Below are 26,077 nucleotides of genomic sequence, written 5' to 3'. Positions count from 1 at the left end.
GCAGAAACCGCGTGATCGGCACTTAATGGTGTGTTTACTTTCTTGACAGAAGTCCACAGTTGCTCTTATTTGGCGAATTATAGGCGTTTTGAAAATCTAACGGACTCCAGCGCCGCTATTTGCTTGTTTCCGTCTTGATTTCGACTCGAAATCGGCGAATAAGGTTTCCCGTGTCCGTTAGATAGTGGGACGGGGCTATTTTGACGATTTTAACGGCAGTGGAGTCCGTTAGACTTGGTTGGCAGGTTCATGGCAAAAGGTATATCATGAATCAGGACAGGACAGCTGGTTGCCCGCTAATCATGCTCGGGTGGCAAGTGTCCGAATGGGAAAATTTTTATAATATTCGCATAAAAAAGAGGCTGCTCATAGGTCGGTATAGACCCTATAAGACAGCCTCTTTGTTTCGTTTCGGCTATTTGCTAGCGGAGACGGTTTCGATTTCTTTTACGCTTTGGTAGATGAGGTTGAACAGTTCTTCCAGGCTGCCTTCTTCAATACAGGAGAAAGCGACGCGAAGATCAGTCGTTCCAAGAGCGATAGTACCCACACCATGCTGATCCAGCAAGTGGACACGCAAAGCCTCGGCATCCACTGTTTTGAGCTTCAGGCACATGAAGTAACCGGAGTTGAATGGGTAGTAGCCCCATGCATCGTCGAACTTGCCGGAGTCCAGAATGGACTTCGTACGGTTAGCACGGCCTTTCATGATCTCATATTTCTCTTGCTTCTGCTGGTTGAACTCCGGGGAGTTAAGCGCATGAAGCACGAAAGTTTGCGATGGGTGAGGGCCACTGGAAATCGTTGCACGGATGATGCCCATTGTTTTTTGTTCTAGTGCGCTCAGCAACGCTTCGCTTTGGCCGGCATAAGTGACAAAACCAACGCGGAAGCCCCAGACGTATTCTTCTTTGGTAGCACCGTCAATTTTGACAGCGAGCACGCGCGGGTGAATGTCTGCTAATTTACCGAACAAGGACTCATGCAGGGACCCTTCGAAGAAAAGTCCGAAATAGGCATCGTCGGTTAGTACAACAACGTTGATACCAGCTTCAGCTGCATCTTTGATCGCAGCAGCAATTTCATTTCCTTCTTCTGCCCCAGGCGTGTAGCCTGTCGGGTTGTTCGGGAAGTTCAAGACAACAATGGCTTTGCCTTTGGATTGTTGAGCCAGCAGCGCTTCGCGCAGACCAGCAGCATTAAACTTCTGCTCCTCGTTGTAGAGCGGATAGTTCACAATTTTTGCGCCGCGGCGGATTTCGAAAGTAAGCTCGTAATTTTCCCAGTTTTTGTCTGGAATAATAACGGAGTCGCCTACATCAGCGAAAAGGTCCGCTGCAATACTAAGTCCGTGAGTCAACGCATTCGTTACGATCGGATTGCCAATCAGTTTGCTGCCGATCTCAGGGTTTTCTTCGAGCATTTTTTTGCGCCATGCGCTGCGGAGCTCGGGCTTACCGGCTGGCGGCGCGTATTCATATATATCTTTGGGTGCGTAGGTAGAGAGAGTATCTTGAATGACCTTCAAGTGCATCGGCTGACCGTTTTCGATCGCAATGCCAATCGTAGCATTGTATTTTTTGGCCTTTGCCTTGGCTTCAGCCGATTGGCTAAGAATGCCTTCTTTCGGGAAGTAAATCGATTTACCTAATGCAGAAAGCATGTCAAATACGTGAGAATTTTCACGTTCCAGGGTCTCGTTTAACTGTCGTGCCAGAGGATTCATAAGCATGGGTCATTCCTTCCAATTTGCTATTCATTTTTTGCAGTTATTATACCACTTTCCCTGGAGAACGTCACTGCGAGAAACAAATTTTTTTGGATAGATTTTTATTCGGATCTAAACGTTTACTCGATTTAAAAATCCTTCTAGGCGTTGCTTCACATCCACCCATTCGCGGTCAATGATGCTGAACATCACGGTGTCCCGCACATAGCCGTCATGAAGCACGCGATGTTGGCGAAGCGTACCTTCTTTCTGGGCGCCTATACGCGCAATTGCCGCTTGGGAGCGTTCGTTTCTTAGGTCTGTTTTAAGCTGCACACGCAGGAGGTCTAAGGTTTCGAAGCAGTGTCGCAGCAGCAAATACTTACACTCCGTATTGATTCTGGTTCGCCAAACACGAGGATTGTACCACGTATGGCCGATCTCGACATGCCGATTTGCGATAGAGTAGTCGAAAAGGCGCGTGCTGCCGACGAAACTGTCGGAGTGTTTGTCGTAAACGCTGAAGGGAATACCTAGGCCGGCTTTTTGCTCATCCAGCGCTTGGCGGACAAATTGTTCAACGGCTGAAGGTTGAAGCAGCGGAGTCATGTAGGCAAAGATAGCAGGATCCGACGCCGCCTCCACTAGAGCGCTAATGTGAGATTCCTGCATAGGCAGTAAAGTGACTTGGGTACCTTCTAGCGTGATTGGTTGGAAATTCATGGGCATATTCTCCTTGTCAAAAAGCCGGATTTATGAGATTTTAGTAAGCATAATGGAAAAATGGTTTAATAAAAAGATCCAATTTGAATGTGTTTTTATAGACCAATTGAGAAAGGCAAAAGGGGGGCGAGTATGGATTTTCATATACCGTACCATACCTACCAGGCGAAATACGGGAGTAAATATGCGGCTTTGTATCATGCGCTGCATGACAACATTTTGGCGAATAAGCTGCTGCGCCATACGAAGCTGCCATCAAGCCGTGAATTAGCTGCACTTTATGGGCTATCGCGGGGCACCGTTAATCAAGTGTACGATATGCTGATTGCTGAAGGTTATTTGCAAGCTGATGTGGGCAGAGGGACTTATGTTGTTTATAACGGGGTGCAGGAGAAGCAGGCGCCGTTCGAAGGGAAGGATATTCGGCTTTCGGATTGGGGGGCGCGGGTTTGTGAGGCGGATCGCGGGCAGAGGCGGGAGCAAGGACGGGAGTTAGAGCTGGAGCTGGGGCAACGGCGAGAGCGAGAGCAAGAGCAAAAGCGAGGGCAAGAGCAAGAACGAGAGCGAGGGCGAGAGCAAGGGCCAGGGCAAGAGCAAGAGCAAGAGCAAGAGCAAGAGCAAGAGCAAGAGCAGGAGCAAGGTCAAGATCAAGGGAAAAAGATTGCGTTCGTGATGGGTCGGCCGCACTTGGATGAGTTTCCGCGGGAGCTATGGAACCGCGGGATGTACGAGCAGGTGCGGCGGATGACGGAGTCGCCGCAGGAAGAGGCATACGTCGCCGAGGGGCATTATGCGCTTCGCGAAGCGATTGCACAGCACCTAAGGCGAATACGCGGCATCGAGGCGCCGCCGGAGCGCATCGTCATCGTTAACGGGTCGATGCAAGCGATCGCGCTGCTGACCCAGATGCTCGTGAACGAAGGCGATCCCGTCATCCTGGAGCGTCCGGGCTACCAAGGCGCGAGCCGCGCGGTGCTGGCGGCCGGCGGTGTGCCCATCCACGCTCCTGTGGATGAGCAAGGGCTTGTCCCGCAGCCGTGGAACGCACGGCTGCTGTTCGTGACACCCAGCCGCCAATTCCCTACGGGGGCGGTGCTGGGTCTAGAGCGCCGCCAGCAGCTGCTGCGCTGGGCGGCGGAGCAAGGCGCTGTCATCGTCGAAGACGACTATGACAGCGAGTTCAGGCACCGCGGGCGGCCGATCGAGCCGCTCAAGGTGCTGGATCAGGAGGGCCGAGTGGTCTACATCGGCACCTTTTCCAAAACGATGCTGCAGGACCTGCGCATCGGATATGTCGTGCTGCCGGAGGCGCTGCACGACGCCTTTGTAGCCGCGAAGCGGCTATACGAGCCGCACCCTTCGGGGCTGCTCGAACAGCGCTCGCTCGCCGCCTTCATGGCGAGCGGCGGCTACGAGCGACACCTGCGCCGCATGCGGCGAGTGTACGCGAGCAAGTTCTTGCTCCTGCAAGCGCTGCTGCAGGAGCAGCTCTCCACCCTCTTCGACTGGGTGGAGAGTGATGCGGGGCTGCATCTGTTCGGCTGGTGGCGGGGAGACCCCCGCACCTATGCCGCTTATGCAGCCGAGTGCCGTAAGACCGGCGTCACCTGGAGCGACGCCGGTTCCTACGGCATGCCCCTGGGGAAGGCCGGGGCATGCTTCGGTTTTGCGCATCTCACGGAGCAGGAAATACGCCAAGGCGTTGCCGCCTTGCGAGAAGTTTCAGAAATTGTCATAAAATCAACAAGATGATTTTGGCATGGTTGACAGAGTATGCTATGATCTAACATGTGGTCAATTAATCATTTTATTGTAGGAGTGATCCCTAAATGGCAGGATTAAATGGTGGAGGCACAAGCGTGATTGTGCGTTTGGAAATACATAAAGAACAGGTCACGTTTGGGAAAATTGCTACAGCCATAGGCGATGCCGGTGGCGATATCGTCGCGGTTGACGTGACGCGAGCCAGTAAAACAACAACAACACGGGATATTACCGTTCAAGTTAACGACCCGGATCATACGGAAGTCATTGTTAAAGTATTGAAAGGTATTCCAGGTGTGCGGTTAATTAACGTATCCGACCAGACGTTCCTTATGCATTTGGGCGGAAAAATTGAAGTCACTCCGAAGATTCCGATTAAAAATCGGGACGATCTGTCCCGTGTATATACGCCGGGTGTCGCTCGTGTCTGTATGGCGATTCATGAGGATTCATCCAAAGCGCACTCATTAACGATTAAACGTAATACAGTTGCCGTCGTTTCTGACGGAACAGCCGTCCTCGGACTTGGCAATATTGGTCCTGAAGCAGCTATGCCGGTTATGGAAGGTAAAGCTATGCTCTTCAAGCAAATGGCGGGCGTTGACGCTTTCCCAATTTGCTTGGACACACAAGATACAGAGGAAATCATTCGTACTGTCAAAGCCATCGCACCTGCGTTTGGCGGAATTAACTTAGAGGATATTTCGTCGCCGCGTTGTTTTGAAATTGAAGAACGTTTGATTAACGAATTGGATATTCCGGTATTCCATGACGATCAGCACGGAACTGCGGTTGTTATTCTTGCCGGTTTGCTTAACGCAGTTAAAGTGGTGGGCAAACAGCTGGAGTCTTGTAAAGTAGTCATCACGGGTATCGGAGCGGCAGGAATTGCCTGCACGAAAATGCTGCTTGCTGCAGGTGTTACGAACGTCATCGGTGTAGACCGTCAAGGCGCAATCGTACGCGGTGAAAGCTATACAAATTCCATGTGGGATTGGTACTCGAATAACACGAATCCTTTCGAGCTAAAAGGGACTTTGTCCGATGTAATTGCAGACGCTGATATTTTCATCGGCCTATCCGGTCCAGGCGTTCTGAAGGTAGAAGATGTGAAGAAAATGGCTACGGATCCAATCGTATTCGCGATGGCGAACCCGACACCGGAAATCACGCCGGAAGAGGCAGAGCCTTACGTACGCGTTATGGCGACAGGCCGTTCGGACTATCCGAATCAGATCAATAACGTGCTCTGTTTCCCAGGAATTTTCCGTGGCGTGTTGGATTGCCGTGCTTCCCGAATCACGCAAGAGATGAAGCTTGCAGCCGCCAAAGCGATTGCCTCGGTAGTGAATGAAGATGAGCTGAGTGAATATTACATTATTCCGAGCGTATTCAATCATGCTGTCGTCGAAAAAGTGCGTGAAGCGGTTATGGAAGCAGCGTTTGAATCCGGTGTAGCTCGTCGTCGCAGTCAACGTGAAACACAAGAGTCTCATCACGAATAATAATCAGTAATTAAAGCCAAAAAAACCTTGCTCCAGCAGCTGTTTCCAGCTCGCAGAGCAAGGTTTTTTGTTTTAATTCTGTTCCTCCGTCCATTCTTTTAGCTTACGGTCAGAAGGGAGAAGGAAGGTTAGAATCCCGAGAAGCGGCAGGAACGCGCATAATTCCATCACACGCGTCGTACCGATCGCATCGCAGAGATTTCCAAGAACGACACTGCCGATACCGCCAAGTCCGAAGGCGAGCCCGGTAATTAGGCCGGATACGGTTCCTACTTTGCCAGGGAACAGGCTTTGGGCATAAACAACGGTAACGGAGAAGCTGGATAATTGAATGACGCCGATGACGACAAGTAAGATATAAGACCAAGTAATCCCAACATGCGGCAGCAGCAATGCGAATGGCGCTGAGCCTAGCATGGAGAAGAAAATGACATTGCGCTTACCGAACCGATCCGCGATCGGACCGCCAAAAAAAGTACCTACAGCGCCGGCTGCGAGGAACAAGAAGATGAAGTCCTGCGCACGGTTGATGGATAAGCCGTATGTATCATGCAAGAAGAAAGCGAAGTAACCACTCATTGCAGCTCCGTACCATGAACGGACGAATACAAGGAAAATCAATACGTAGATAGCGAAAAACACACGTTTGCGATGCACGGGATTGACGGTCCGCTTCACAGTGGACTTGGCTCTAACCGGAGTCGTTGCGAGCTCGGCTTTGTACCAGCGAGCAATGAACATCTGAACGGCTATCGCAATCGCTGCAACGCCTGTGAACCATATGGAGCCGAAAAGTCCGAGCGGAATGAAAATCCATTTGGTCATGACCGGCGCCAAGGATTGGCCGAAGTTACCGCCCACCTGGAAGATGGACTGTGCCAAGCCTTTGCGTCCTCCGGCAGCCATATGCGACACTCGTGAGCCTTCCGGATGGAATGCAGCGGAGCCAAGCCCCACAAAGCATACAGACAGCAGCACAACCCAATACGAGTGAGCGAAGGCTAACAGCAGCATCCCGGTAAGGGTTGATGCCATGCCAATCGGCAGCATATAGGGCGATGGCTTGCGGTCTGAGTATAAGCCAACTACGGGCTGCATGATGGAAGCCGTGAAGTTGATGGCGAACTGTACCCAACCTACTTGGGTATAGCTTAATCCCATTTCGCTTTTCAAAATGGGGAAGATGGCGGGAATGACGGATTGGATAGAGTCATTCAGCAAATGCACAAGGCCGATGGCAAACAGTATCCGGTAAACAGTTGGTTTGATATCTCCTGCACCCTGCAAGCTATTGGATTTGGGAGATGGTGTTGTTATGGCAGCCATGATGCGCTCCTCTCGCTATTTATCTAGGAAACGGCCGAGGTCTTCTCCCATTTTCACTTTGGAACCAAGCTTAAGATCCGGGCGAGGTTCGAACATATCGTCTTCAAAAAGCAGCACAACGGTTGAGCCGAACTCGAAATAAGCCAGCTCTTGACCGCGCTCCAATGTTTTGGGAAGCGGTTTGACATACTGAATCGAGCTCACATTCAGCGCTCCGACCTTTACGACGGCAACTTCACCTGTATGATGCTGAATGAAAGTGATTAATCGCTCATTGCGACTAAGCACTCGCTTCATGTGGCGAAGACCGAATTCATTCACCGGATACACTTTGCCGAGCACGTGCTCTTTTTCAAGGATGTCGCCCGTAATCGGAGAATGAATGCGGTGATAATCGGTTGGGCTTAAATACAGGACGAAATAGAAGCCGTTTTTGTAATTGACTGTGCGGGGCGACCGGTTAAGCAGCTCCTCAATGGTGTAATCTTGACCTTTGACGTTAACGATCAAGCCGTCTTTAATGTCCCCGATCCCAGTAATCATGGCATCAACCGGACTTACGACGCGCGTCTCGTCTTCGTGAATCGGGCGTAAACCCGGCTTTAAGCGGCGAGTAAAGAAATCATTTAGGGATTTGTAATCTTTTACATGCTTCTCAGCATCTTCAATACGTATACCGTAAGTTTGGGCAAAACGGGGAATGAACATCCGGCTTGCTCTGGACCTGGCAAAAGCTCCTGTCACTTGGGATACCCATTTACGTGAGGAGAGCTCGGTTAGCAATTTGAAGAACGGTTTTGACATAAATTAACTCCTGTTCATTCGTGGTTAGGCGGGCTTTTGACCAACGTTCAAGTTTCTTCAAAGATCCCTGTTTATGGTTCTTCGCTAATCTTGCCACAGAAAGGTAAAAGAATCAATTGTCGAATGAAGAAGAAACGGCAAGGTAGGCGGCTAAAAAAATAGTCTGAAGGCTGTTTGAGGTGAAATATGCTTGTCAATGCTGTTAATGAGGTGAACGGGTACAATGTCCATTATGATTATATTGATTCTGTTACTAATTCCAGCCTGCATGCTAGTTGGCTCATGGATGTTCATAAGCTGCCGTATTTGGTTTCATATTCTGGCAATGGTCAGTGCATATGTCTTTGGTATTATTTCCGCTTTGGCGGTTAATGACATATTACGGGACGATACGGTATTTATGACGAATATTCATGGCGTTTTCAACAACCAGTTATTCCTTTTAAGCGGAGGTTATTTGGGATGTTATGGGATCTACTTAATGTGGAGACGGCTGCTAGTAGAGATCAGGAAAGAGTAGTTCTGTGTTATTTGTAACAACCTCCTATGTAACTATTTCATTTGGCACATCGTCTAATAGGCATGACTTATCATAAAGGCAGGTGTTAAAGTGAATCTTATAATTTCCAGATATACCAAGAGTATGATGTGTGCGGCTGCGTTATCTCTCTTTTTAGCGGGGTGTGCATCTTCTCCAAAAGGCAACACGTCTTCGAGCGCACCGGTTTCGTTGGCGCCGTCTGCTTCTGCTCCAGCAGCTACGCCAGTCTCTACGCCAGTTCCTACTGCAGCGCCGACTCCAAGTCCAACGCCAACGCCAGCAAACCCGACGGCAGGCTTGTCACTGGACGAAAAGCTGGGACAGATGATCTTGGCCGGCATCGACGGATACAACGTAAATGCGAATACCCAAACGTTGATTTCAACGTATCACGTGGGCGGCATTATTTTATATAAGCCAAATGTCAAAGATTCAAGCCAACTGGTTTCGCTGGTAAATGAACTGAAGCAAAAGAATGCAAAAAATAAGCAGCCGCTCTGGATCGGTGTGGACGAGGAGGGCGGAAGGGTAACACGGCTGCCGGATGAGCTCCAGAAAACGCCAACGAATCAGGAGATCGGCAAGACGAATAACAAGACGTATGCCTATAACATCGGGAATTTGATCGGTTCAGAGCTTCGTGCGTATGGATTGAACGTTGATTTCGCTCCTGTGCTGGATATTAACAGCAATCCGAAAAATCCGGTGATCGGCGACCGTTCTTTTGGAGCAAACGCTGCTGTAGTTAACGCTATGGGTATTCAAGAAATGAAGGGGCTGCGAGATCAGCAGATCACGTCCGTCGTTAAGCATTTCCCGGGGCATGGCGATACATCGGTTGATTCGCATGTAGGGCTGCCCGTTGTGCAGAACGATTTGGACAGATTGCGCAAGCTGGAATTAATCCCCTTCGCGGAAGCTTTTAAACAAGACGCAGATGCTGTGATGGTCGCCCATATTTTGCTGCCCAAAGTGGACGGACAGAACCCGGCATCGATGTCGAAGAAAATCATGACGGACTTGCTGCGCAAGGAGATGGGCTTCCAAGGTGTCATCATGACCGATGACATGACGATGGGAGCCATTGAACAAAACTATGATATCGGCGCTTCCGCCGTAAAATCAGTTTTAGCCGGAGCTAATGTGATTATGGTCGGACATGACTACAATAAAGTTGTAAAAGTGATCGAGGCGCTGCGGCAAGCTGTTCAGGACAAACGGATTCCGATGGAAACGATCGATCAGAGTGTAGCAAGAATTCAGAAGCTGAAGCAAAAGTACAAGTTGAAGGATGAAAGCGTTGGTTCGGTTGATGTAGCCGCCCTCAATCAAGCTGTAAAGAAAGTGCTAAGTACGAAATAGCATAATTTAAAAGAGTGCCCCTAGTCATGTTATGACGCTTGGGCACTCTTTTTGATTTTTGGGGAAGGAGCGGGACCCATGTGGTGTCATTTTGAGTGCGATAGAGAGCTGGTGGAAGAGGAGGGGACCTACAGGGTGCTATTTGTGGTGAATGGGCTGAATTGGCTGTTTTTTGGGGAATTACAGGGTAATATTTGCGTCATTTGCCGTCAAATAACTTAAAATCGGGGGATTAGCGGATCCTAGTTCCCTTTGACTTTCCAATTCGCTATGTTTCGCCAAAATAGGGGAACGTAGTTCCCATTGTAGCGCGGTATGGGCTAATAAACCGGGGTACCGCCATCCAACAAATATTTGGCGTAAGCCATGGGGTTATAGTAGGTGGCTTTCCATTCTTCCAGCATGTTGGCTTCTCGGAAACTATAACGCTGATCTTTGCCGTTGCATTCAATGAATAGAGGATAACCATCCGTGGTGATCCCGATATCTAGTCCGAGATCGGCCAAATGCGGCAAATGCCTGCTTAGAAACCTCGCTACCTGAAGGGCGAACTCCGAAATTTGCTCACACACCGATCGGGAATTCAGTGACGGATAGTCGGCCGCCAAAATTTCCGTCAGCGTCCTCACTTGGCCTCCTTGCGCCACATTGGTCAAGAACAGCTTGCGTGAAGCGACCTTGGCGACGATTCCCGTCACGCCCCAATCGCCGCAGGCTCCGCGCTGCACAGATACACGCATGTCGAAGGGACGTTTGTCATAGGTAGCCAAAGGCAGGCGCTGCTGCACGAGGTAGGCGCGGCTTTGGATTTTGCGCCGCAGGGTTAACGGCAGTTGTTTGCGAAAGTTGACCTGCCGCCAAACTTTATTGCTGATTTTCAGTGTCGCGGGATAAACAAGCTGCCAGCCCGTGGGGGTTCGGTCCATTTTCATCACACCGCGCCCGATGCTGGAGTTTGTTGGTTTGATAATGATAGAGTCGTAGGCACTCATCATGACTTTCATATTTTTGAGAGTGGCGGGGTAGGTGCCGGGCAGATGGGGTCTGATGGCGTCATCCAGCAGCAATATCTCGTGAATTTGCAGCTTGCTGTACCGATTCCATCGGTTAAAAACGTGAATGCCGTGCTGTGTCCAACTTTCCAACTCCTGATCAGAGGTGGCGTCCAAGTAAATGGCGCGGTTATGAATGATTTTCGGCAGGGCAATCCATTCACGCACATATCGAGTCCCTCTTTGCACATAGGCATGAACTCTCATCGTATGAATGTGAACATCCTGCATGCGGAAGTAGCTAGGGGTGATGCCAAATTGTTTGCCAGCGTCACTGTAAAAATGGATGGCTTCATATTTTGTGTTCCCTAGGGGAATGCCTTCGTATAAGGAATCGTTCACTAAAATACCCACATAGGGATTGACCATTTACTTCACTCCTTAGAGTTTTTCGCCAGAAAAACTGGCGTCGAAAGCATAGGCTTGAGTTTTTCGCCAGAAAAACTGGCGTCGAAAGCATAGGCTTGAGTTTTTCGGCAGAAAAACTGGCTTGCCAACACGCCGCGACACGATAGAGGCTCCTTTACAGCTTATGGAAAAGCAGTGCAGCTTGTTTGTACGGATGCTGATACTTTTGCGTAAGTAGCGGACAGCTGCCCAAACTTTGCCTGTATATCCGCATATGTATAGAAGAGGAAGGGGGAGTTACGTGTGAGCCAGAGACCTATGCGTGTTGTCATTGTTACGCCAGGTTCTTTTCCCATTCCCTCAGGAAAAAGCTCTTCGGTTGAACAGGTTGTCCAAAAAACGGCCGAAAAGCTCGTTACATTTATGCCCGTTTGTGTTCTGGGGAGAAGAACAAAGTATCAACCAAGAAGTGAAATGCGGGAAGGATGTACGTATATAAGGGTTCCTTACGGGGGCTCTCGTTCCTATATTTCCGCCGTCTCTCGGAAAATCGCGATGCGAAAACCCAGCGTCATTCAGGTTGAGAATCGGCCGCATTTCGTGCTCTATCTGCGCAAACGTTTTCCAAGATGCTTTATTAGTCTTGTGCTGCATTCAAAAATATTTATTTCTCTGCCTTATATCTCGCAGAAATATTTGAAGGCATGCCTAGCCGCGGCGGATGTCGTGATCGTCAATAGCGATTATCTCAAGCAGGCGGTGCAGGCGAAAGTGCCGTCCGCCGCACATAAAATTGTGACGCAGCATTTGGGCGTGGACGTTACCAAATTTACGTCAAGATGGTCTCCGGAGGGGAATGAATCCCGTACTCAAATGTTGCAAAAGCTCGGCTATGAGAATCGGAAGATCATTCTTTTCGTAGGTCGGCTCATTCCGAGAAAAGGGGTGCATCATCTGCTCAAAGCGATGAAAACGGTGATTCAGACGGAGCCGAATGCGGTCTTAATTCTAGTCGGCGGTGCCTTCTATGGCTCCAGGAGATCGACGGCTTACGTGAAAAGGTTGTACCGGGAAGGGAGCAAGATGCCTCAGAATGTGAAATTCGTCCCCTACACCTCACACGCTGACATCCCGAAATGGTATCACCTCGCTGACGTTGTTGCCGTGCCTTCCGAGGAAGGAGAAGCTTTTGGACTCGTAAATATTGAGGCTATGGCTTCTGGAGTTCCCGTCGTAGCGACAAATTCAGGCGGGATCGGCGAAGTAATTAAGAATGGGACGGTCGGGTGTTTAGTTGATTTGGGCAAGATTGAGTCGGACCTGCCTCTTTATTTATTGCGTCTTTTGGCAGATGAAGAGCTGAGACGAGCCATGGGGGAGCAAGGTATTCAAAGAGTCGATCAATTGTTCACGTGGGATAAGGCGGCAGAAATGAGGTATGAGTTATACAAGCATAAATTGGGGAGGTAACTATTTATCTGGGTGTCCGCACATTTTTCAGGGCTAACGTACATCTGGGATTGAGCTTGAATATGTTACAAATGACCAATTTATGTGGAATGGAGAGGAGTCTATGAGTAAGCGTAAGAGCAGCAGCAACAGAGAAAGGCCTTATGTGCAAAAAGTGAACTCCCGAACAAATGAGTTGAAATGGCTCGATGAAAGTGAACAGCCTTCACCTGCTCCGGTTAAGCAGGAGAAAGCGGAAACAAGTCCAAAGGTTGCACCCGTCGTTGAAACAAGTATTACTCCCAAAACGACGACGCCCAAAACGCCGGTAGCGAAAACGGCGATTGTTGAGCCGGCCAAAGTAAATAAACCCGCAACGGTGGTAAATGTATCTCAGACCTCCGTGCCAGCACCTCCGCTGCTGCTGCTTTCTGAGCGTAAAACAGGCAAATTTGTAAACCCTGTCGTCTACACGGATGATATCGTGGAAGAAGCGATAACTTGGGAGAAAATTGCAAATCGTTCGGTTGACGAAAGTAAAATCAAGCCGCAAAGCATCGGGACTAAAGTCATTAAGGATTTTGCGATTGATCAGTCAAAGTTAGCATCAGCCAGCGTGACGCGTGATAAAATCGCCGGGCACAGCATTTATGATGAACATATCGCTCCGCACAGCATCTCCGGTGATAAAATTCAGGATCAAACGATTCCCGGAAGCAAACTGCTGGATAACAGCATCACAGCGGATAAGCTTGCCGATCAAACGATTGATTCCATTAAGATTGCGGACGGCTCCATTTTGTCGCAGCATTTATCCGAGTTGGTTATTACGAATGAGCTGATTGACGACCAGTCGATTACAGCTGACAAAATACGTAGCGGCGCAGTGCAAGCCAAACATATTTCCAATTACAGCATCGACACCGCCAAGCTGATGGATGCAGCGATTACAACGGATAAGTTAAGAGATCAAGCTGTTACGGAAGAAAAAATTGCGAATGAAAGCATTTGCTCCGTTCATATCCAGTCCAAAGTTATTTTCAACGAACATTTGGCCGATGGAAGCGTTCAGAGCCGGAGTATTGCGCCAGGTCAAATTGAAGCCGATCACATCGCTGACGGGGCCATCGACAGTTACCATCTGGAGAATCAGATTATTACAGAGGATAAACTCGCTCCTTTATCGGTCACAGAGGAGAAGCTGGCGAATCAAGCCGTTACGAATCAAAAGATTGCCCCGTTGTCGATTGAAGCTAAGCACATCGTGAAGTCTTCGATCCGCACGGAGCACCTGGCAGACGGCTCTATCCAAACCTCACATCTTGCTTCCGGCGTGATTCAATCCGGACATCTGGCAGAGGGTGCGGTACACGCTAAACTGATCCAGGATGGCTCCATTACGGCAGACAAACTAGCTGCAAATGTGGTAGAGGATAAACATATTTTCCCGAAAGCCATTCAAATCGGACATCTCGCTGACAATATCATTTCTAATGCGAAGCTGCAGGATGAATCGATCACCTCTTCGAAGCTGGTGGAAAGCTCGATTGAAGCCAAACATATCCAACAGCAGGCGATTCAGAGCGAACATCTTGCCAACAACAGCATATCCAATGCCAAGCTGCAAGATGAGTCGATCACTTCATCCAAGCTGGTCGAAGGCACGGTTGAAGGCAAACATATCCGGCAGCAAGTGATTCAAAACTGGCATATGGCCGACGGCATCGTTTCCAGCTCGAAATTGCAAAATCAGTCCATTACATCAAGCCATTTAACGGAGAATCTCATTGAGGAAAGGCATATCAGCGAAAGGGCAATCACGCAGCTGCATTTGGCCGATGGGATCATTTCTTCCTCCAAATTGGAAGAGGGAGCTGTGACGACAGATGTATTGGCGGCAGGCAGTGTAGATACGTCGAAGCTGAAGTCGCAAAGCGTGACCTCCGATAAGCTTGCGGTAAGTTCAATCACCGCCGAGCATTTGAACCAAGGCATCGTTGCAAGTGAGCATTTGGCCGAAGGGGCGATTCTTGGTATCCACTTTTCGCCAGAGACGATTGGAACGACACACCTGCTGGATGGGATCATTACAAGTGAGAAGCTGGGCTTAGGCGCTATCCGCTCCGAGCATATCGGAAATGGCGAGATTGGCGCTGAACAAATCGTGGAAGCAGCGATTGGGCGCGATCATATTGCTGAAGAGGCCGTGACAACGCAGCATTTGCAGGATCAAACGATTACGACAAGTAAAATTGCTGAAGAAGCAGTGACGGGTACAAAAATTGCTTCCATGAGCATTGAAACTCGTCATCTTCAGGAAAATAGTATCGATGGCAGCCATCTGAAGCCGGGGGCGATTTCGTCTCAGCACTTGGCGCAGGGCTCGATTACACTCAATATTTTCGCTGACAGGAGCTTGGATGGAACGAAGTTAATGGAACAATCCATTACCGGAGAAACGCTTGCGAAAGCGGCAGTCACCGAAGATAAGCTGGCGAATGGCGCCGTTAGTTCGCAGCATATGCAACCTGGAGCAATTTCTACCAGGTCATTGCAGGAGCAGGCCGTAACAACCAGCAAACTAGGTGAGCAGGCTGTTACTGAAGCTAAACTGGCTGATTCCAGCGTAACGGGCCGTAAAATTTCCAACAAGTCCGTGCACAGCGAGCATATTGTTGACGGTGCAATTACGGCAGCGAAGCTGGCTAATGAGAGCATTCATGGCAGTAAGCTGGTAGCCGGTGCGTTAAGCTCAAGGCATTTGGCCGATGGAGCGATTAGCAGCGCGAAGTTGGCTGCACGGGCGATTGGCAGCGAGCATATCGCGGAAGGCGCTGTGACCGGCGCGAAGCTGGCGAAGGAAAGCGTGGATAGCACGAAGCTGACAGCTGGTGCTGTGACCGGTGATAAGCTGGCCGATGGCGCCGTTAGTGGAGCGAAGCTTGGAGTTGGTGTAATCGCTAATGAGCATCTGGCAGAAGCGGCTGTCGAAAATAACAACCTTGCGGCGAATTCCGTGGATGGCACCAAAGTGAGCCTTGGCGCGATTAGCAATTATCATCTTGCGGATAGCTCGGTGTATGGCGCGAAATTGGCGACAGGCAGTGTGGACAGCAGCAAGCTGACGGCTGGCGCAGTGAACCATGAGCACATCGTGGACGGAGTAATTGACGCCAGTAAGCTCGCAAAAGGCAGCGTGGACGGCAGCAAAGTGGTTCCAAGTGCAATTCAACGGGAGCATTTGGCGGATAGTAGCATTGACTCCACGAAGCTGGCAGAAGGCGCTGTGCTGCGAAGCCATCTGGTTGCAGGGATCGTTGATGCGTCGAAGCTTGCGGACAGCAGTGTCGTTAGCTCTAAGCTGGCAGTAGGCGCTGTAAAAACAGATCATCTGGTTGACGGGGTCATCAATGGAGCGAAGCTGGCACCCGGCAGTGTGGACAGCAGCAAATTGGTGTCCGGTGCCGTGAACAGCGATCACATCGCACCAGGTGCAGTGAACGGCAGCAAGCTGGCGGCGCTTAGCGTGGACGGCAGCAAACTCGTAGATAACGCGGTGAGCAGCGAGCATCTTAGTGTGAGCTCGGTGACAGGCGCGAAACTGGCAACAGGCAGCGTGGACGGCAGTAAACTGGTAGCCGGTGCAGTAAGCAACTACCATCTCGCTGACGGCGTAGTGGATGCTGTGAAGCTGGCGGCAGGCAGTGTCGACGGCAGCAAGTTGACCGTTGGCGCAGTGAACGGCAGCCATATCGTGGATGGCGCGATTGACAGCGGCAAGCTGGCTGCGAACAGCGTAGACAGCAGTAAATTGACCGCTGGCGCAGTAACAGGAGATCATTTGGCGGACGGCACCCTGTTCGGCGCGAAACTGGCGACAGGCAGCATTGACGGCAGCAAATTAGCCTCCAATGCGATCAGCAGCTACCATTTATCCGCCGGCAGTGTGGATGGAAGCAAGTTGGCAGCCGGTGCGGTGAGCAGCGGGCATCTTGCGGAAGGTGCTATAGACGGCGGGAAACTGGCGGCAGGCAGTATCTATAGCAGCAAGCTTGCAGCCGGTGCGGTAAACGGGAGCCATATCGCGGATGGCGCGATCGATAGCAGCAAACTGGCAGTAAATAGCGTAGACGGCAGTAAATTGGCCCTGGGCGCAGTGACGGCAGATCACTTGGCCGACGGCGCGTTGAGTGGTTCGAAGCTGGCGGCAGGCAGCATCGATGGCAGCATTTTGGCAGCCGGTGCGGTGAGTGGTGAACATCTTGCGGAAGGTGCTTTGAATGGCGCTAAGCTTCAAGCGAACAGCATCGATGGCAGCAAGCTGGCTTCCGGCTCGATTAGCGCTTTCCATCTTGGAGCAGGCTGCGTTGACAGTTCCAAACTGGCGGCTAACAGCGTGGATAGCGGCAAGCTGGCGCCGGGCAGTGTGGATGGCAGCAAGCTGGTAGCTAGCTCGATTAGCAGCTTCCATCTGTCGCCGGGCAGTGTAGACAGCGGTAAAATCATCGCCGGCGCCGTTCATGGGGAACATCTGGCTGAGGGCGCAGTCGAAGGTACGAAGCTGGCGGCTGGCAGTGTGGATGAGAGCAAGCTTAGCTTCAATGCCGTGCATACTCCTGCGGCAAAGCCGGCGGCTCTGCAACAATTCGGGTTGGTTCCTTTTGAATTGAAAGTGCAGGACGAAATCGTCGAGGTCACGTTACTCTTTGATGAGCCGTATGCAGATGTTAACTATGTCATCACAGCGACAACCAGCCACTCTTCGTGTTATGCCGTAATCAAACAAAAACAAACGCATTCAGCCCAAATGATTATTGTGCGTTCCCGTTTTTCACCGGACGCGTACGGAATCATTAACTGGATTTCCATAGGAACAAAAGGATAATGGCTTCCTCCAAAAGGATCGCGTCTCATGTGCGTGATCCTTTTTTTTGTGTGATTCGCGGAGCTTTTTTTGGATATGTACAATCATTTATGTGTCTTGAAGAATAGGATAGAGAATAACCCTAAATGGCATGTATCTACGAAAGGAGGACTTTCATGAAAATTGCCTTAGTCTGCCCGGATTCTTTGCCCTGTCCACCGATCAAAAGCGGAGCGATTGAGTTGTTGATTGATCGCATGGCTCCTTACTTAAGCAGACTGGGCCATTCGGTTACGGTTTTTTCGATACAGGATCCTTCGCTCAGTAATGATGAACGGATGAATGGTGTGAGATTCATTCGTTATGACCAATCCACTTATTTCAATGATGTGCTGAGCTACTGTGAAAAACGATTGTTTGACGTAGTTCAATTATTTAATAGACCGAATTGGGTTGAAGAAATGAAGAGAGCCGTTCCGGATGCCCGGGTTTATTTATCGCTTCACAACTTATTAATCAATCACGAGACTCGTGACCAGGCTGCGCTTCAAGCTTACGAACTAGCCGATCATCTCATTACGGTCAGCAAATTCGTTGCACAGGACATCATCAAAGCTATTCCTGCAGTCAGTAACAAAATCACCACGCTCTATACGGGAGAAGATCCTAAGCGATTTACGCCTCATTTTACAAGGGAAGGTAAAAAGATCGCTGACAAGCTAAAGGGAGAATTGGGTATTCCCCCTGGCTTCCATGTCGTCCTCTTTGTCGGCAGGCTGCTGCCCAAAAAAGGGTGCCATCATCTAATTAACGCCATGAAGCTCGTTATCAGAAAATATCCCAAAACAGCGCTAGTGATCATTGGCAGCAAGTGGTATGGCGACCGGACCATTAGCACATATGTCACGAAACTTCGAAAAAGAGCTTTGGCTGTGTCCTCTTATATATATTTTACCAATTTTATACCGGTAGACAGGCTTCCCAGCTATTATACGATGAGCGACGTGCTTGTGGTCCCATCCCAATGGCAGGAGCCGCTTGCAAGAGTTCAATATGAGGCTATGGCAGCCGGCATACCGATCATCAGTTCGAATCGAGGCGGGAATCCCGAGCTTGTTCAAAATGAGAAAAACGGTTGTATCATTGATCTTTATACAGACCCAAGAGCATACGCTCAGGCCATCATCACGTTATTAAGCAACCGCGAGAAACGCATCCGAATAGGACGCGAGAACAGGAAATTGATTACGGATCGTTATAACTTTGAGAAGTATGCGCAACGACTATCGAATTTATATGAAACTACATGAAACCGTATACGATTGGAGTGAACAGGGTGAGGATTGCTTTGGTTTGTACAGAAATGCTAACCGTTCCTTCTATTCGGGGAGGAGCTATTCAAATTTTCATCGATGGCGTGATTCCCTATTTAAGCGAGAGCCATGAAATAACGGTATTTTGCATAAAAGATAATGATCTTCGTGACCGGGAGGTAGTAAAAGGTGTGACCTATATCCGGGTGCCGAAAAATGATTATCAAATAAATGTCGCCAACGAGTTAAAAAAGTTGAAGGCCAGTAATCGGACATTTGATGTTATTCATGTGTTTAACCGTCCCATGTATGTCCCTATTATCAAGCAGGCTATGCCTGAGAGCCGGGTTGTTTTGAGCTGTCATAATGAGATGTTTCGCCAACAGAAACTGCCGGATGACAAGGGCCGCCATGTGGTGAAAATCACCCACAACATCATGTCCATTTCTAACTACATTGGAAAAACGATCGTGGATCGTTTCCCTGAAGCTGCAAGTAAAGTGAAGACGGTGTACTCTGGCATCAATCTGGATCAGTACAAACCTATATGGCGGGAAGATGCTCAGGCCGAAAGAAAGGCATTGCGCAAAAAATACGGTGTCGAAAATAAAAAGGTTGTGCTATTCGTTGGACGGCTGTCCGCCAATAAAGGGGCCGATGTTCTGCTGCAGGCCATGCAGCGGGTCGTCCAAAAACATGATGACGCCGTGCTGGTCATTGTCGGAAGCAAATGGTTCAGCGATAACCGTGTAGACGATTATATCTCGAATTTGCGAAGGCTTGGTGACTCGCTGGGGAAAGACAGAGTTGTGTTCACAAACTTTGTGCCTCCCAGCAAGATTCCCTCGATTTACCTGCTCGGGGATGTGTTCGTCTGCAGCTCCCAGTGGCAGGAGCCGCTGGCCAGAGTGCACTATGAGGCCATGGGGGCGGGCCTCCCGATCATTACGACGAATCGCGGGGGCAATGCCGAGATCATTTCGAACCATAAGAACGGTATCGTCATAAGCGCCTATACCGATCCATGGGCATTCGCGAACTCGATCAGCCACATTTTCACGAATCCTGCGAAAGCGAATGAGTTAGGCCGTGCTGGCCGCAAATTTGTGGAGGGCAACTATGGGTTCCAGCATGTTGCCAAGCGATTGCAAGAGCTGTATGTGTGAGGGTGCGGCAGCGAGTGGGAAGGCCAACTTTACGGTTGGCCTTTTTGGGCTGTGGGGCGGCTCCCGTTAGGGGCTGCCGCCAACGGTTGGGTAGGGCGGAGCCGGTGGGGCCAGAGCAAGGGCAGGGGCTGGAGCTGGAGCTGGGACCGGAGCCGGGAGCAGGAACAGGAGCAGTACCAGTACCAGAACCAGAACCCGAGTTTGCCGCCCGGCTGAGGGGAACTACTGGGCGCTATTTCGGCGAAATAGGCCGTTTTCGCACGGAAGGGGAACTAGGGTCCCTTATTTCAACGGATTTGGCTGAAACTCCGCCCAAATCGTTGAAATAAGGCCCTGTAGTTCCCCAAGAATGCGAAAACAGACCCAGCGAGGGCAGAAATAGTGCCCTCAGGTTCCTCTATGTGCTGCAAGGCGAGTATTCACTGATGCGTCTCAGCTAAAGTAGCTGGAAAAACTACCGTTAATCTGCGCTGCTCAGTGGCAAGGAAAGAAATAACGGTAGAAACCCCAGCTAAATCGCCGGTAGGAGGCGAGAATAGGGCATACTCGGCAAAACTAACGCCAGAAAATCCAGCTACTTAAGAAAAAGTGGAACAATTGCAGCAAATAGCAGGAGGAATCGGCGTTATCTACAAGTAGCATGTGCTATGTACGAAGGCCAACCGCAAGGTTGGCCTTTTTGAGGTTTGGGAAGGTTGAGGGCGACTGCGAAACGGCTGCGAGGAGCAGCGTGGGGCGGTGCATAGTCGCTTGCACTGCACCACCGTCACCGCCATCGCCATCGCCGTCCCACACGGCCACCACCAGCGGTTGTGAACCAAGCCGCTTAATCCAGCGACTCCTCCTCCAGCCACTGCACGAAGCGCGCAATGCCAGCCTCCAAGCTCGTCGATGGCGTGTAGCCGAGTAGTGTGTGCGCTTTCTCGAAGTTGGCCCACGTTCGCGGGACATCGCCGATCTGCATCGGCTTCCAGTGGATGATTGCCTTTTTGTTCATCGCATTCTCCAACACGGTGACAAGGTCCAGTAAACTGGTCGGGTGGTCGTTCCCGAGGTTAAATACTTCGTAGCCGGGATGGTCGAAGTCGATGGATTTACGGATGCCGGCAACGATATCGGCTACATACGTATAATCGCGACTGGTCGTGCCGTCTCCGAACAGGGAAAGCGGTTCGCCTTTTGCGATTTTTTTGGCGAACAGATGAATGGCCAAATCCGGCCGCTGCCGGGGACCGAATACGGTGAAGAAGCGCAAAGCGACAATCGGCAAGCCAAAGCAATGGCTGTAGCTGCGGCACAGCGCTTCGCCTGAGGCTTTGGTGGCGCCGTATGGCGAGGCGATGAGCAGGGTAGGGTCCGTTTCCGAGAACGGCACCTTGTCATTCAAGCCGTACACCGAGCTGGATGATCCAAAAACAAACTTGGAAACGCCGTATTTGACGGCAGCATCCAGCAGATTGACCGTGCCCGCAAGATTGACGTCGACGTAGGTGCTCGGGATTTCGAGGGATGGCCGGACCCCGGCTTTGGCGGCCAAATGGACGACGGCGTCCGGTTTCCAAGCACTGAATATGCGGTCCATACCGGCTCTGTCGCGAATGTCGGCTTCAACTAGTTCATATCTAGGTGAACGCAAGTGATTCTGAATGTTGTTCTCTTTCACTTTGCGCTCATAGTAGTCGTCAAAGTTATCGATCACAAGCACTTCGTAATTATCGTCCAAGAGAAGAGAGTCCACCAGGTGGCTTCCGATGAATCCCGCCCCCCCGGTAACCAGAATTTTTTGTTTCATCATGGTTTCCTCCTTGGCTGCTTGATCATAATGCGCTTATCCAAGCGCGGACAGAATCGTCTTTGACGGGATGAGCAAACATGACTTCCGACTTCTGTGAAGCGGCTTGAATTTCTTGCAAGGAAATATTCGGCCGATAGCGGAAGCACTGCCTGATTTTGCTGGGATATTCTTGGCACCTGGCTCCGCACTGCATGGCTAACGTCATGTACAGGATTTCTCCCAGCGCAAAAACATCCGTTTTGGCAAGAATTTGCTCGAACAAAGGTTTGTTCACTCTGGCCAGCATCTTCTTCACAAGGCTATGCCGATAAACCTGCATCGGGTTGAACGTGCCGTAGAAGTGATTGCTTTGGAAAAACGGCTGCCAAAGTCCCCATTCCTTCCACATGCCGAGTGCCGTTGTCCAATTGCTTTTGTGAGGCGTCGTCTCTGTTTTGAGAGCCTCTACTAAACAATCGTAATCCTCCATGTGATTACTCAGGAACGACTCAAATCCGCCGTGAATGAACATCACATCATATTCGGTGTACACCAAATATTCGTAGGGAATTCGGATATCTTCCAGCCATCTCATGACGTCGTAGAAGAATCTTCCGGTCCGTCCTCTGCGCAAAGGCCGACTGTACGGACAGTAGAGGATGTGCTCGCTCTGGCAGACCTCTTTGCCGAAATTCCTGTCCGTGCCGCCATTGTAAAGCACGATAAAAGCATTCGGGTTATACTTCCGAAGGTTTCTAATTTGTTGGCGAAGCGCAGGTTCGTTCTCGTGGGCTAATAGAGCGAAACAAATCATGCGGCTTCCTCCTTTATTTTTTAAGGTTGAAAATCCAATCGCGAACATCAGCGTCCTTGACCGGATGGACGAACATGACCTCAGACCGCTGACTGGCCTCTTTGGCGTCGTCCAGACGAATGCGATGGTACACGCGAAGGTAATCTACACTCGGTTTAGGGTAAGCTTTTAAGCGTCCGCCGCATTTTTTGGCCAGTGTAATATAGAGCATCTCGCCTAAGGCGTATACGTTCGTAGCGCTAAACAACTGTTCCAGCATAGGCGTATCAATGATAGCCAACATCCGCTTCAGGATGGAGCGCCTATACACTTGCATCGGATTGAAAGTCCCATAGAAATCGTCCGTCTGGAAGAACGGCTTCCAGCGGTGCCATTCCTTCCACATCGTTTTGCCGGGAATCCACCAATTGCGCTTGCGGTCCTTCTCATGGCGGATTAATTTCACCAGAGCATCGTGGTCTCTAAGCTCATTCTCGACCATCCGTTCAAATCCGTGATTGACGAACATCACATCATATTCGGTGTAGACTAAGTAATCGTAGTTGACGTTTTTCTCCTCTAGCCATCTCATGACATCATAATAGAAACGCCCCGTCTTCCCCTTCTGCAAAGGCCTGCTGTAAGGGCAGTACATGACTTTCATTTTTTTGCAAAGGGCTTTGCCGAAGTTTGCATCCGGTCCGCCGTTGTACAAAACAATGAGTACGTTATTCGGATTATATCTGCGAATGTTACGGATTTGTTTGTAGAGGGCGTTTTCATCGGCATGCGCTAATAGTGCAAAACAGAGCATGTTCCAGCCTCCTAGGGTTGATTAAAAATCCAATCACGAACTTCAGCGTCTTTCACGGGATGAACGAACATAACGTCAGACCGGCTTTTAGCCTCTTTGATTTCTTTCCGTGTAATGGCGGGGCGGAATCGTAGAAACCGTTTGGTGTTATCCCCGTAAATTTTACATTTGCCGCCGTATTTTTTGGCTAATGTAATGTATAGCATTTCACCCAGACAAGGGATGTTCGACGTATCAAACAGATGCTCCAGGCGCTTCTTATTTAGTCCTCCAAGCATCTTCTTAATGATGCCATGACGGAAGACGGACATCGGAGAGGAGGTTCGGTAGAAGGCATCGGATTCGAAAATCGACTTCCACCGTTCCCAGTCCTTCCACATGTCTCTGGCAGGAGGCCACGAGGCATTCTTCGGATCGACTTCTTTGCGAAGTATTTTAACCAGGCAGTCGTAGCCTTCCATTTTACTTAACAAGTACTCGCGAAACCCACCATTGACAAACATGATGTCATATTCCAAATAAACCAGGTACTCATAGGCTATTTTTTTATCCTCAAGAAACCTCATGACATCATAGAAAAACCGGCCGCTGGTACGCTGCTTCAAAGGACGGCTGTAAGGACAGTACAGGACATTCTCGTCTTCACAAACCTTTTTACCGAAATTCGTATCCTGACCGCCGTTGTAGAAGACGATTTGGACATCCTGGGGATTATATTTGCGGATATTTCGAATTTGATTGCGCAATGCTTGTTCATTCTCGTGAGCTAATAAAGCCATACAGATCATGAATGCAGCCTCCTCTGCCTATACGCTTATTTCTGAATCTCGTTATGGAAAAGCGTTAACGCACGAGCGACGGCCTGATCCATATTGTAGTATTTGTAATCAGCCAATCTTCCCGCAAACAGCACGGTATCTTTGATTTTGTCAGCTTCCGCTTGATACAGCTTGTAGAGTTCTTTGTTTTCATCGCGCGGAATCGGGTAATAAGGTTCATTTTTACCTATGGTATAGGTTTCAGGGTACACGTAAGAAATGGTTGTTTTGGGAGATTGCTGGCCTGTGAGATGCTTCTGCTCCAGAACCCTTGTGTAGTCGTATTCATGCGGATAGTTGACCGTCCCGACTTCCTGATGATACTCCGTATCCAGTGTGTCGAATTCAAAGCGCATGCTGCGGTATGGAAGCTGACCGTGCATATAGTCGAAGTACTCATCAATCGGACCTGTATAGATCATTCGTTTGTACGTTATTTCGCCGATGAGCTCTTTGTAGTCGGTATTGAGTAAAGTTTTAATATTCGGATGATTGAGCATTTTGTTGAACATAGGCGTATAGCCGTGTTTGGGGAGTCCTTGATAGGTGTCTTGAAAGTAGCGGTTATCCCGTGAGATGTAGACAGGGACTCTTGCCGTCACAGATGGAGCAAGTTGTTCCGGATCTAACTCCCAGTGCTTCAGCGTGTATTTGTAGAATACGTTTTGATAAATAAAATCAGCCAAGTCGCTTAGTTCTCCGCTTGCGCTTTGGCGAAGCTTCAAGATCGGCACTTTGACGCCATAACCGAAGTGGTCAATCAGCAGCGCTTCCAGCTTTTCTGCATATTTGGGAGGGAACAAGGCGTAGATGGAGTTGAGATTAAAAGGGACAGGCACCTTCTTGCCGTCAATCACCACGCGCACTTCATGAAAGTAAGGACGCCATGGGGTGAACATGGAGAGGTAATTCCAAACCATGCTCGAGTTCGTATGAAAGGTATGGGAGCCGTACTTATGAATCAGTATGCCGTGTTCGTCATAGCAGTCATAGGAGTTACCGCCAATATGATCTCTTTTGTCGACAATCAGGACCTTCTCTCCCCGTTGGGAGGCAATTCGCTCTGCCAGCGTTGCGCCTGTGAAGCCTGCGCCAATGATTAACCAATCTGTTTTCATTACTCGACCTCCTGAACGTTGGGGTGTGCCGCTAGTCTAGTTTCCAATTGGTTTTTTTCGCATATTTGAGATACTCATCTTTAAACTTGGGATTGTGCCAGCTGTTCCACGGTTTTTTATCCGTTGTGTAATGAATGATGGCTGGAGCGAAACGCTGATGGTGGGAACGGTGCACTTGATAGTTCCACTTCGGATCGAGCTTGAGCCACTTCTCGTGAAGAACGGCGTTTAACGCATCCTGATCCATGAATTTAAGCTTCTCCGGATTTTTTCTCATATAATGTAGAACTTTCTCCGAGGTTTGATTATCACGCCATTTTTTCAAGTTCAGAAGCAGCACGCCTGCGTTAAAATAGCCAAATTTTTCAGGAATGGAAAGTTCTTCGAAACGAAGCACTTTACCGGGGATCGGCACAGCGCCGAGATGGTACTTATCAATGTTGACATCCCACAGGTTGGTAATATCCTCTTTCACAATGAGATCACAATCCAAATAAAGCGCTTTGCGGACATCCTTCGGCAAGAGGGCTGGAATCGCAATTCGATAGTAGGTTTCTTTACTCAAATGATAACGAACGACGACATCTTGAAAGAGAGAGTCCTCTACCGTTAAAAAAGAAAGCTCCACTTGGTAGGATTTCAAGGCATTATGAAGCTTCTGCTTGTTCTCGTTAGATATTTTGCCGTCGATCACATAGAGGGAGAGGGGCCGATTCGTTGATTTATGTTCGAATAAGGAAGTAAGCATCACTGCCAAATGCTTCACGTACTTGTCATTGGTAGCCACGACGATATGGATTCTTTCCAAGCGTAATCCTCCTTCGCACACATTGGT

Annotated in this window: 20 protein-coding genes; 9 read left to right on the top strand and 11 right to left on the bottom strand. The window is 49.6% G+C overall.

Going from position 1 to position 26,077, the window contains the following annotated elements:
- Positions 1 to 415: 415 nt before the first annotated feature.
- Together GON05_RS34095 and GON05_RS34090 are read right to left on the bottom strand one after the other, a co-directional pair.
- Positions 416 to 1,726, bottom strand: a complete 1,311-nt coding sequence (locus GON05_RS34095; RefSeq protein WP_157325945.1) for an aminotransferase class I/II-fold pyridoxal phosphate-dependent enzyme — start codon at positions 1,724 to 1,726, stop codon at positions 416 to 418.
- Between the two features lie 114 nt (positions 1,727 to 1,840).
- Complete coding sequence (locus tag GON05_RS34090; protein WP_157325932.1) at positions 1,841 to 2,431, bottom strand: GNAT family N-acetyltransferase; 591 nt, start codon at positions 2,429 to 2,431, stop codon at positions 1,841 to 1,843.
- 132 nt (positions 2,432 to 2,563) lie between these two features.
- On the opposite strand from GON05_RS34090, the gene pdxR reads away from it, so the two are divergent.
- Together pdxR and GON05_RS34080 are read left to right on the top strand one after the other, a co-directional pair.
- A complete protein-coding gene (gene pdxR / locus GON05_RS34085) occupies positions 2,564 to 4,183 on the top strand; it encodes a MocR-like pyridoxine biosynthesis transcription factor PdxR (RefSeq protein WP_157325930.1) in 1,620 nt (539 codons plus the stop codon).
- 77 nt (positions 4,184 to 4,260) lie between these two features.
- On the top strand, positions 4,261 to 5,700 hold the full coding sequence (locus tag GON05_RS34080; RefSeq protein ID WP_157325928.1) for an NAD-dependent malic enzyme: 1,440 nt from the start codon (positions 4,261 to 4,263) through the stop codon (positions 5,698 to 5,700).
- 72 nt (positions 5,701 to 5,772) lie between these two features.
- On the opposite strand, the gene GON05_RS34075 is transcribed toward GON05_RS34080, so the two are convergent.
- Complete coding sequence (locus GON05_RS34075) at positions 5,773 to 7,026, bottom strand: MFS transporter (RefSeq protein WP_127456565.1); 1,254 nt, start codon at positions 7,024 to 7,026, stop codon at positions 5,773 to 5,775.
- Between the two features lie 15 nt (positions 7,027 to 7,041).
- Positions 7,042 to 7,830, bottom strand: coding sequence for an archaetidylserine decarboxylase (asd, locus tag GON05_RS34070; RefSeq protein ID WP_127456566.1), 789 nt, complete (start codon positions 7,828 to 7,830; stop codon positions 7,042 to 7,044).
- Positions 7,831 to 8,053: 223 nt separating this feature from the next.
- Here asd and GON05_RS34065 point away from each other — a divergent pair, with 223 nt between their 5' ends.
- Together GON05_RS34065 and nagZ are read left to right on the top strand one after the other, a co-directional pair.
- Positions 8,054 to 8,350, top strand: a complete 297-nt coding sequence (locus tag GON05_RS34065) for a transposase (protein WP_157325926.1) — start codon at positions 8,054 to 8,056, stop codon at positions 8,348 to 8,350.
- A gap of 90 nt (positions 8,351 to 8,440) precedes the next feature.
- The gene (gene nagZ / locus GON05_RS34060) at positions 8,441 to 9,733 is read left to right on the top strand and encodes a beta-N-acetylhexosaminidase (RefSeq protein WP_157325924.1); all 1,293 of its coding nucleotides are present in this window, start codon (positions 8,441 to 8,443) and stop codon (positions 9,731 to 9,733) included.
- 320 nt (positions 9,734 to 10,053) lie between these two features.
- On the opposite strand, the gene GON05_RS34055 is transcribed toward nagZ, so the two are convergent.
- Positions 10,054 to 11,154: a YheC/YheD family endospore coat-associated protein gene (locus tag GON05_RS34055; RefSeq protein WP_157325923.1), complete on the bottom strand. Its 1,101-nt coding sequence runs from the start codon at positions 11,152 to 11,154 to the stop codon at positions 10,054 to 10,056.
- 282 nt (positions 11,155 to 11,436) lie between these two features.
- Between GON05_RS34055 and GON05_RS34050 the strand changes: the two genes are divergently transcribed.
- The 5 genes from GON05_RS34050 to GON05_RS34030 all read left to right on the top strand — a co-directional run bounded on the left by GON05_RS34050 (position 11,437) and on the right by GON05_RS34030 (position 20,254).
- Positions 11,437 to 12,603, top strand: coding sequence for a glycosyltransferase family 4 protein (locus GON05_RS34050; protein ID WP_309491777.1), 1,167 nt, complete (start codon positions 11,437 to 11,439; stop codon positions 12,601 to 12,603).
- Between the two features lie 103 nt (positions 12,604 to 12,706).
- Positions 12,707 to 17,467, top strand: a complete 4,761-nt coding sequence (locus GON05_RS34045) for a WIAG-tail domain (RefSeq protein ID WP_157325921.1) — start codon at positions 12,707 to 12,709, stop codon at positions 17,465 to 17,467.
- A gap of 155 nt (positions 17,468 to 17,622) precedes the next feature.
- The gene (locus GON05_RS34040) at positions 17,623 to 18,756 is read left to right on the top strand and encodes a glycosyltransferase family 4 protein (RefSeq protein WP_181646208.1); all 1,134 of its coding nucleotides are present in this window, start codon (positions 17,623 to 17,625) and stop codon (positions 18,754 to 18,756) included.
- Complete coding sequence (locus tag GON05_RS34035) at positions 18,753 to 19,925, top strand: glycosyltransferase family 4 protein (protein WP_157325917.1); 1,173 nt, start codon at positions 18,753 to 18,755, stop codon at positions 19,923 to 19,925. The genes GON05_RS34040 and GON05_RS34035 overlap by 4 nt, the downstream gene beginning before the upstream one ends.
- A 14-nt stretch (positions 19,926 to 19,939) precedes the next feature.
- Positions 19,940 to 20,254, top strand: a complete 315-nt coding sequence (locus tag GON05_RS34030; protein ID WP_157325915.1) for a hypothetical protein — start codon at positions 19,940 to 19,942, stop codon at positions 20,252 to 20,254.
- Positions 20,255 to 20,751: 497 nt separating this feature from the next.
- Here GON05_RS34030 and GON05_RS34025 read toward each other — a convergent pair whose 3' ends face one another.
- Genes GON05_RS34025 through GON05_RS34000 form a run of 6 tightly spaced genes read right to left on the bottom strand, consistent with a single transcriptional unit; the run spans position 20,752 to position 26,050 of the window.
- Positions 20,752 to 21,717 (bottom strand): GDP-mannose 4,6-dehydratase, encoded by a 966-nt coding sequence (locus tag GON05_RS34025; protein WP_157325913.1) that lies wholly within the window; start codon positions 21,715 to 21,717, stop codon positions 20,752 to 20,754.
- A gap of 25 nt (positions 21,718 to 21,742) precedes the next feature.
- Complete coding sequence (locus GON05_RS34020; RefSeq protein WP_157325912.1) at positions 21,743 to 22,513, bottom strand: hypothetical protein; 771 nt, start codon at positions 22,511 to 22,513, stop codon at positions 21,743 to 21,745.
- A 13-nt stretch (positions 22,514 to 22,526) separates the two neighbouring features.
- Entirely contained in the window at positions 22,527 to 23,306 is a 780-nt protein-coding gene (locus GON05_RS34015; RefSeq protein WP_127456573.1) for a hypothetical protein, read from the bottom strand.
- An 11-nt stretch (positions 23,307 to 23,317) separates the two neighbouring features.
- Positions 23,318 to 24,094, bottom strand: coding sequence for a hypothetical protein (locus tag GON05_RS34010; RefSeq protein ID WP_157325910.1), 777 nt, complete (start codon positions 24,092 to 24,094; stop codon positions 23,318 to 23,320).
- A 26-nt stretch (positions 24,095 to 24,120) separates the two neighbouring features.
- The gene (glf, locus tag GON05_RS34005) at positions 24,121 to 25,242 is read right to left on the bottom strand and encodes a UDP-galactopyranose mutase (RefSeq protein WP_127456575.1); all 1,122 of its coding nucleotides are present in this window, start codon (positions 25,240 to 25,242) and stop codon (positions 24,121 to 24,123) included.
- A gap of 31 nt (positions 25,243 to 25,273) precedes the next feature.
- Positions 25,274 to 26,050: a glycosyltransferase family 8 protein gene (locus tag GON05_RS34000; protein ID WP_157325908.1), complete on the bottom strand. Its 777-nt coding sequence runs from the start codon at positions 26,048 to 26,050 to the stop codon at positions 25,274 to 25,276.
- Positions 26,051 to 26,077: the final 27 nt, after the last annotated feature.

Source organism: Paenibacillus anseongensis, assembly GCF_009757995.1.
Lineage (GTDB): Bacteria > Bacillota > Bacilli > Paenibacillales > NBRC-103111 > Paenibacillus_E > Paenibacillus_E chondroitinus.
The sequence above is the reverse complement of the archived record's forward strand: the minus strand, read 5'-3'. Positions and strand labels throughout refer to the sequence as shown.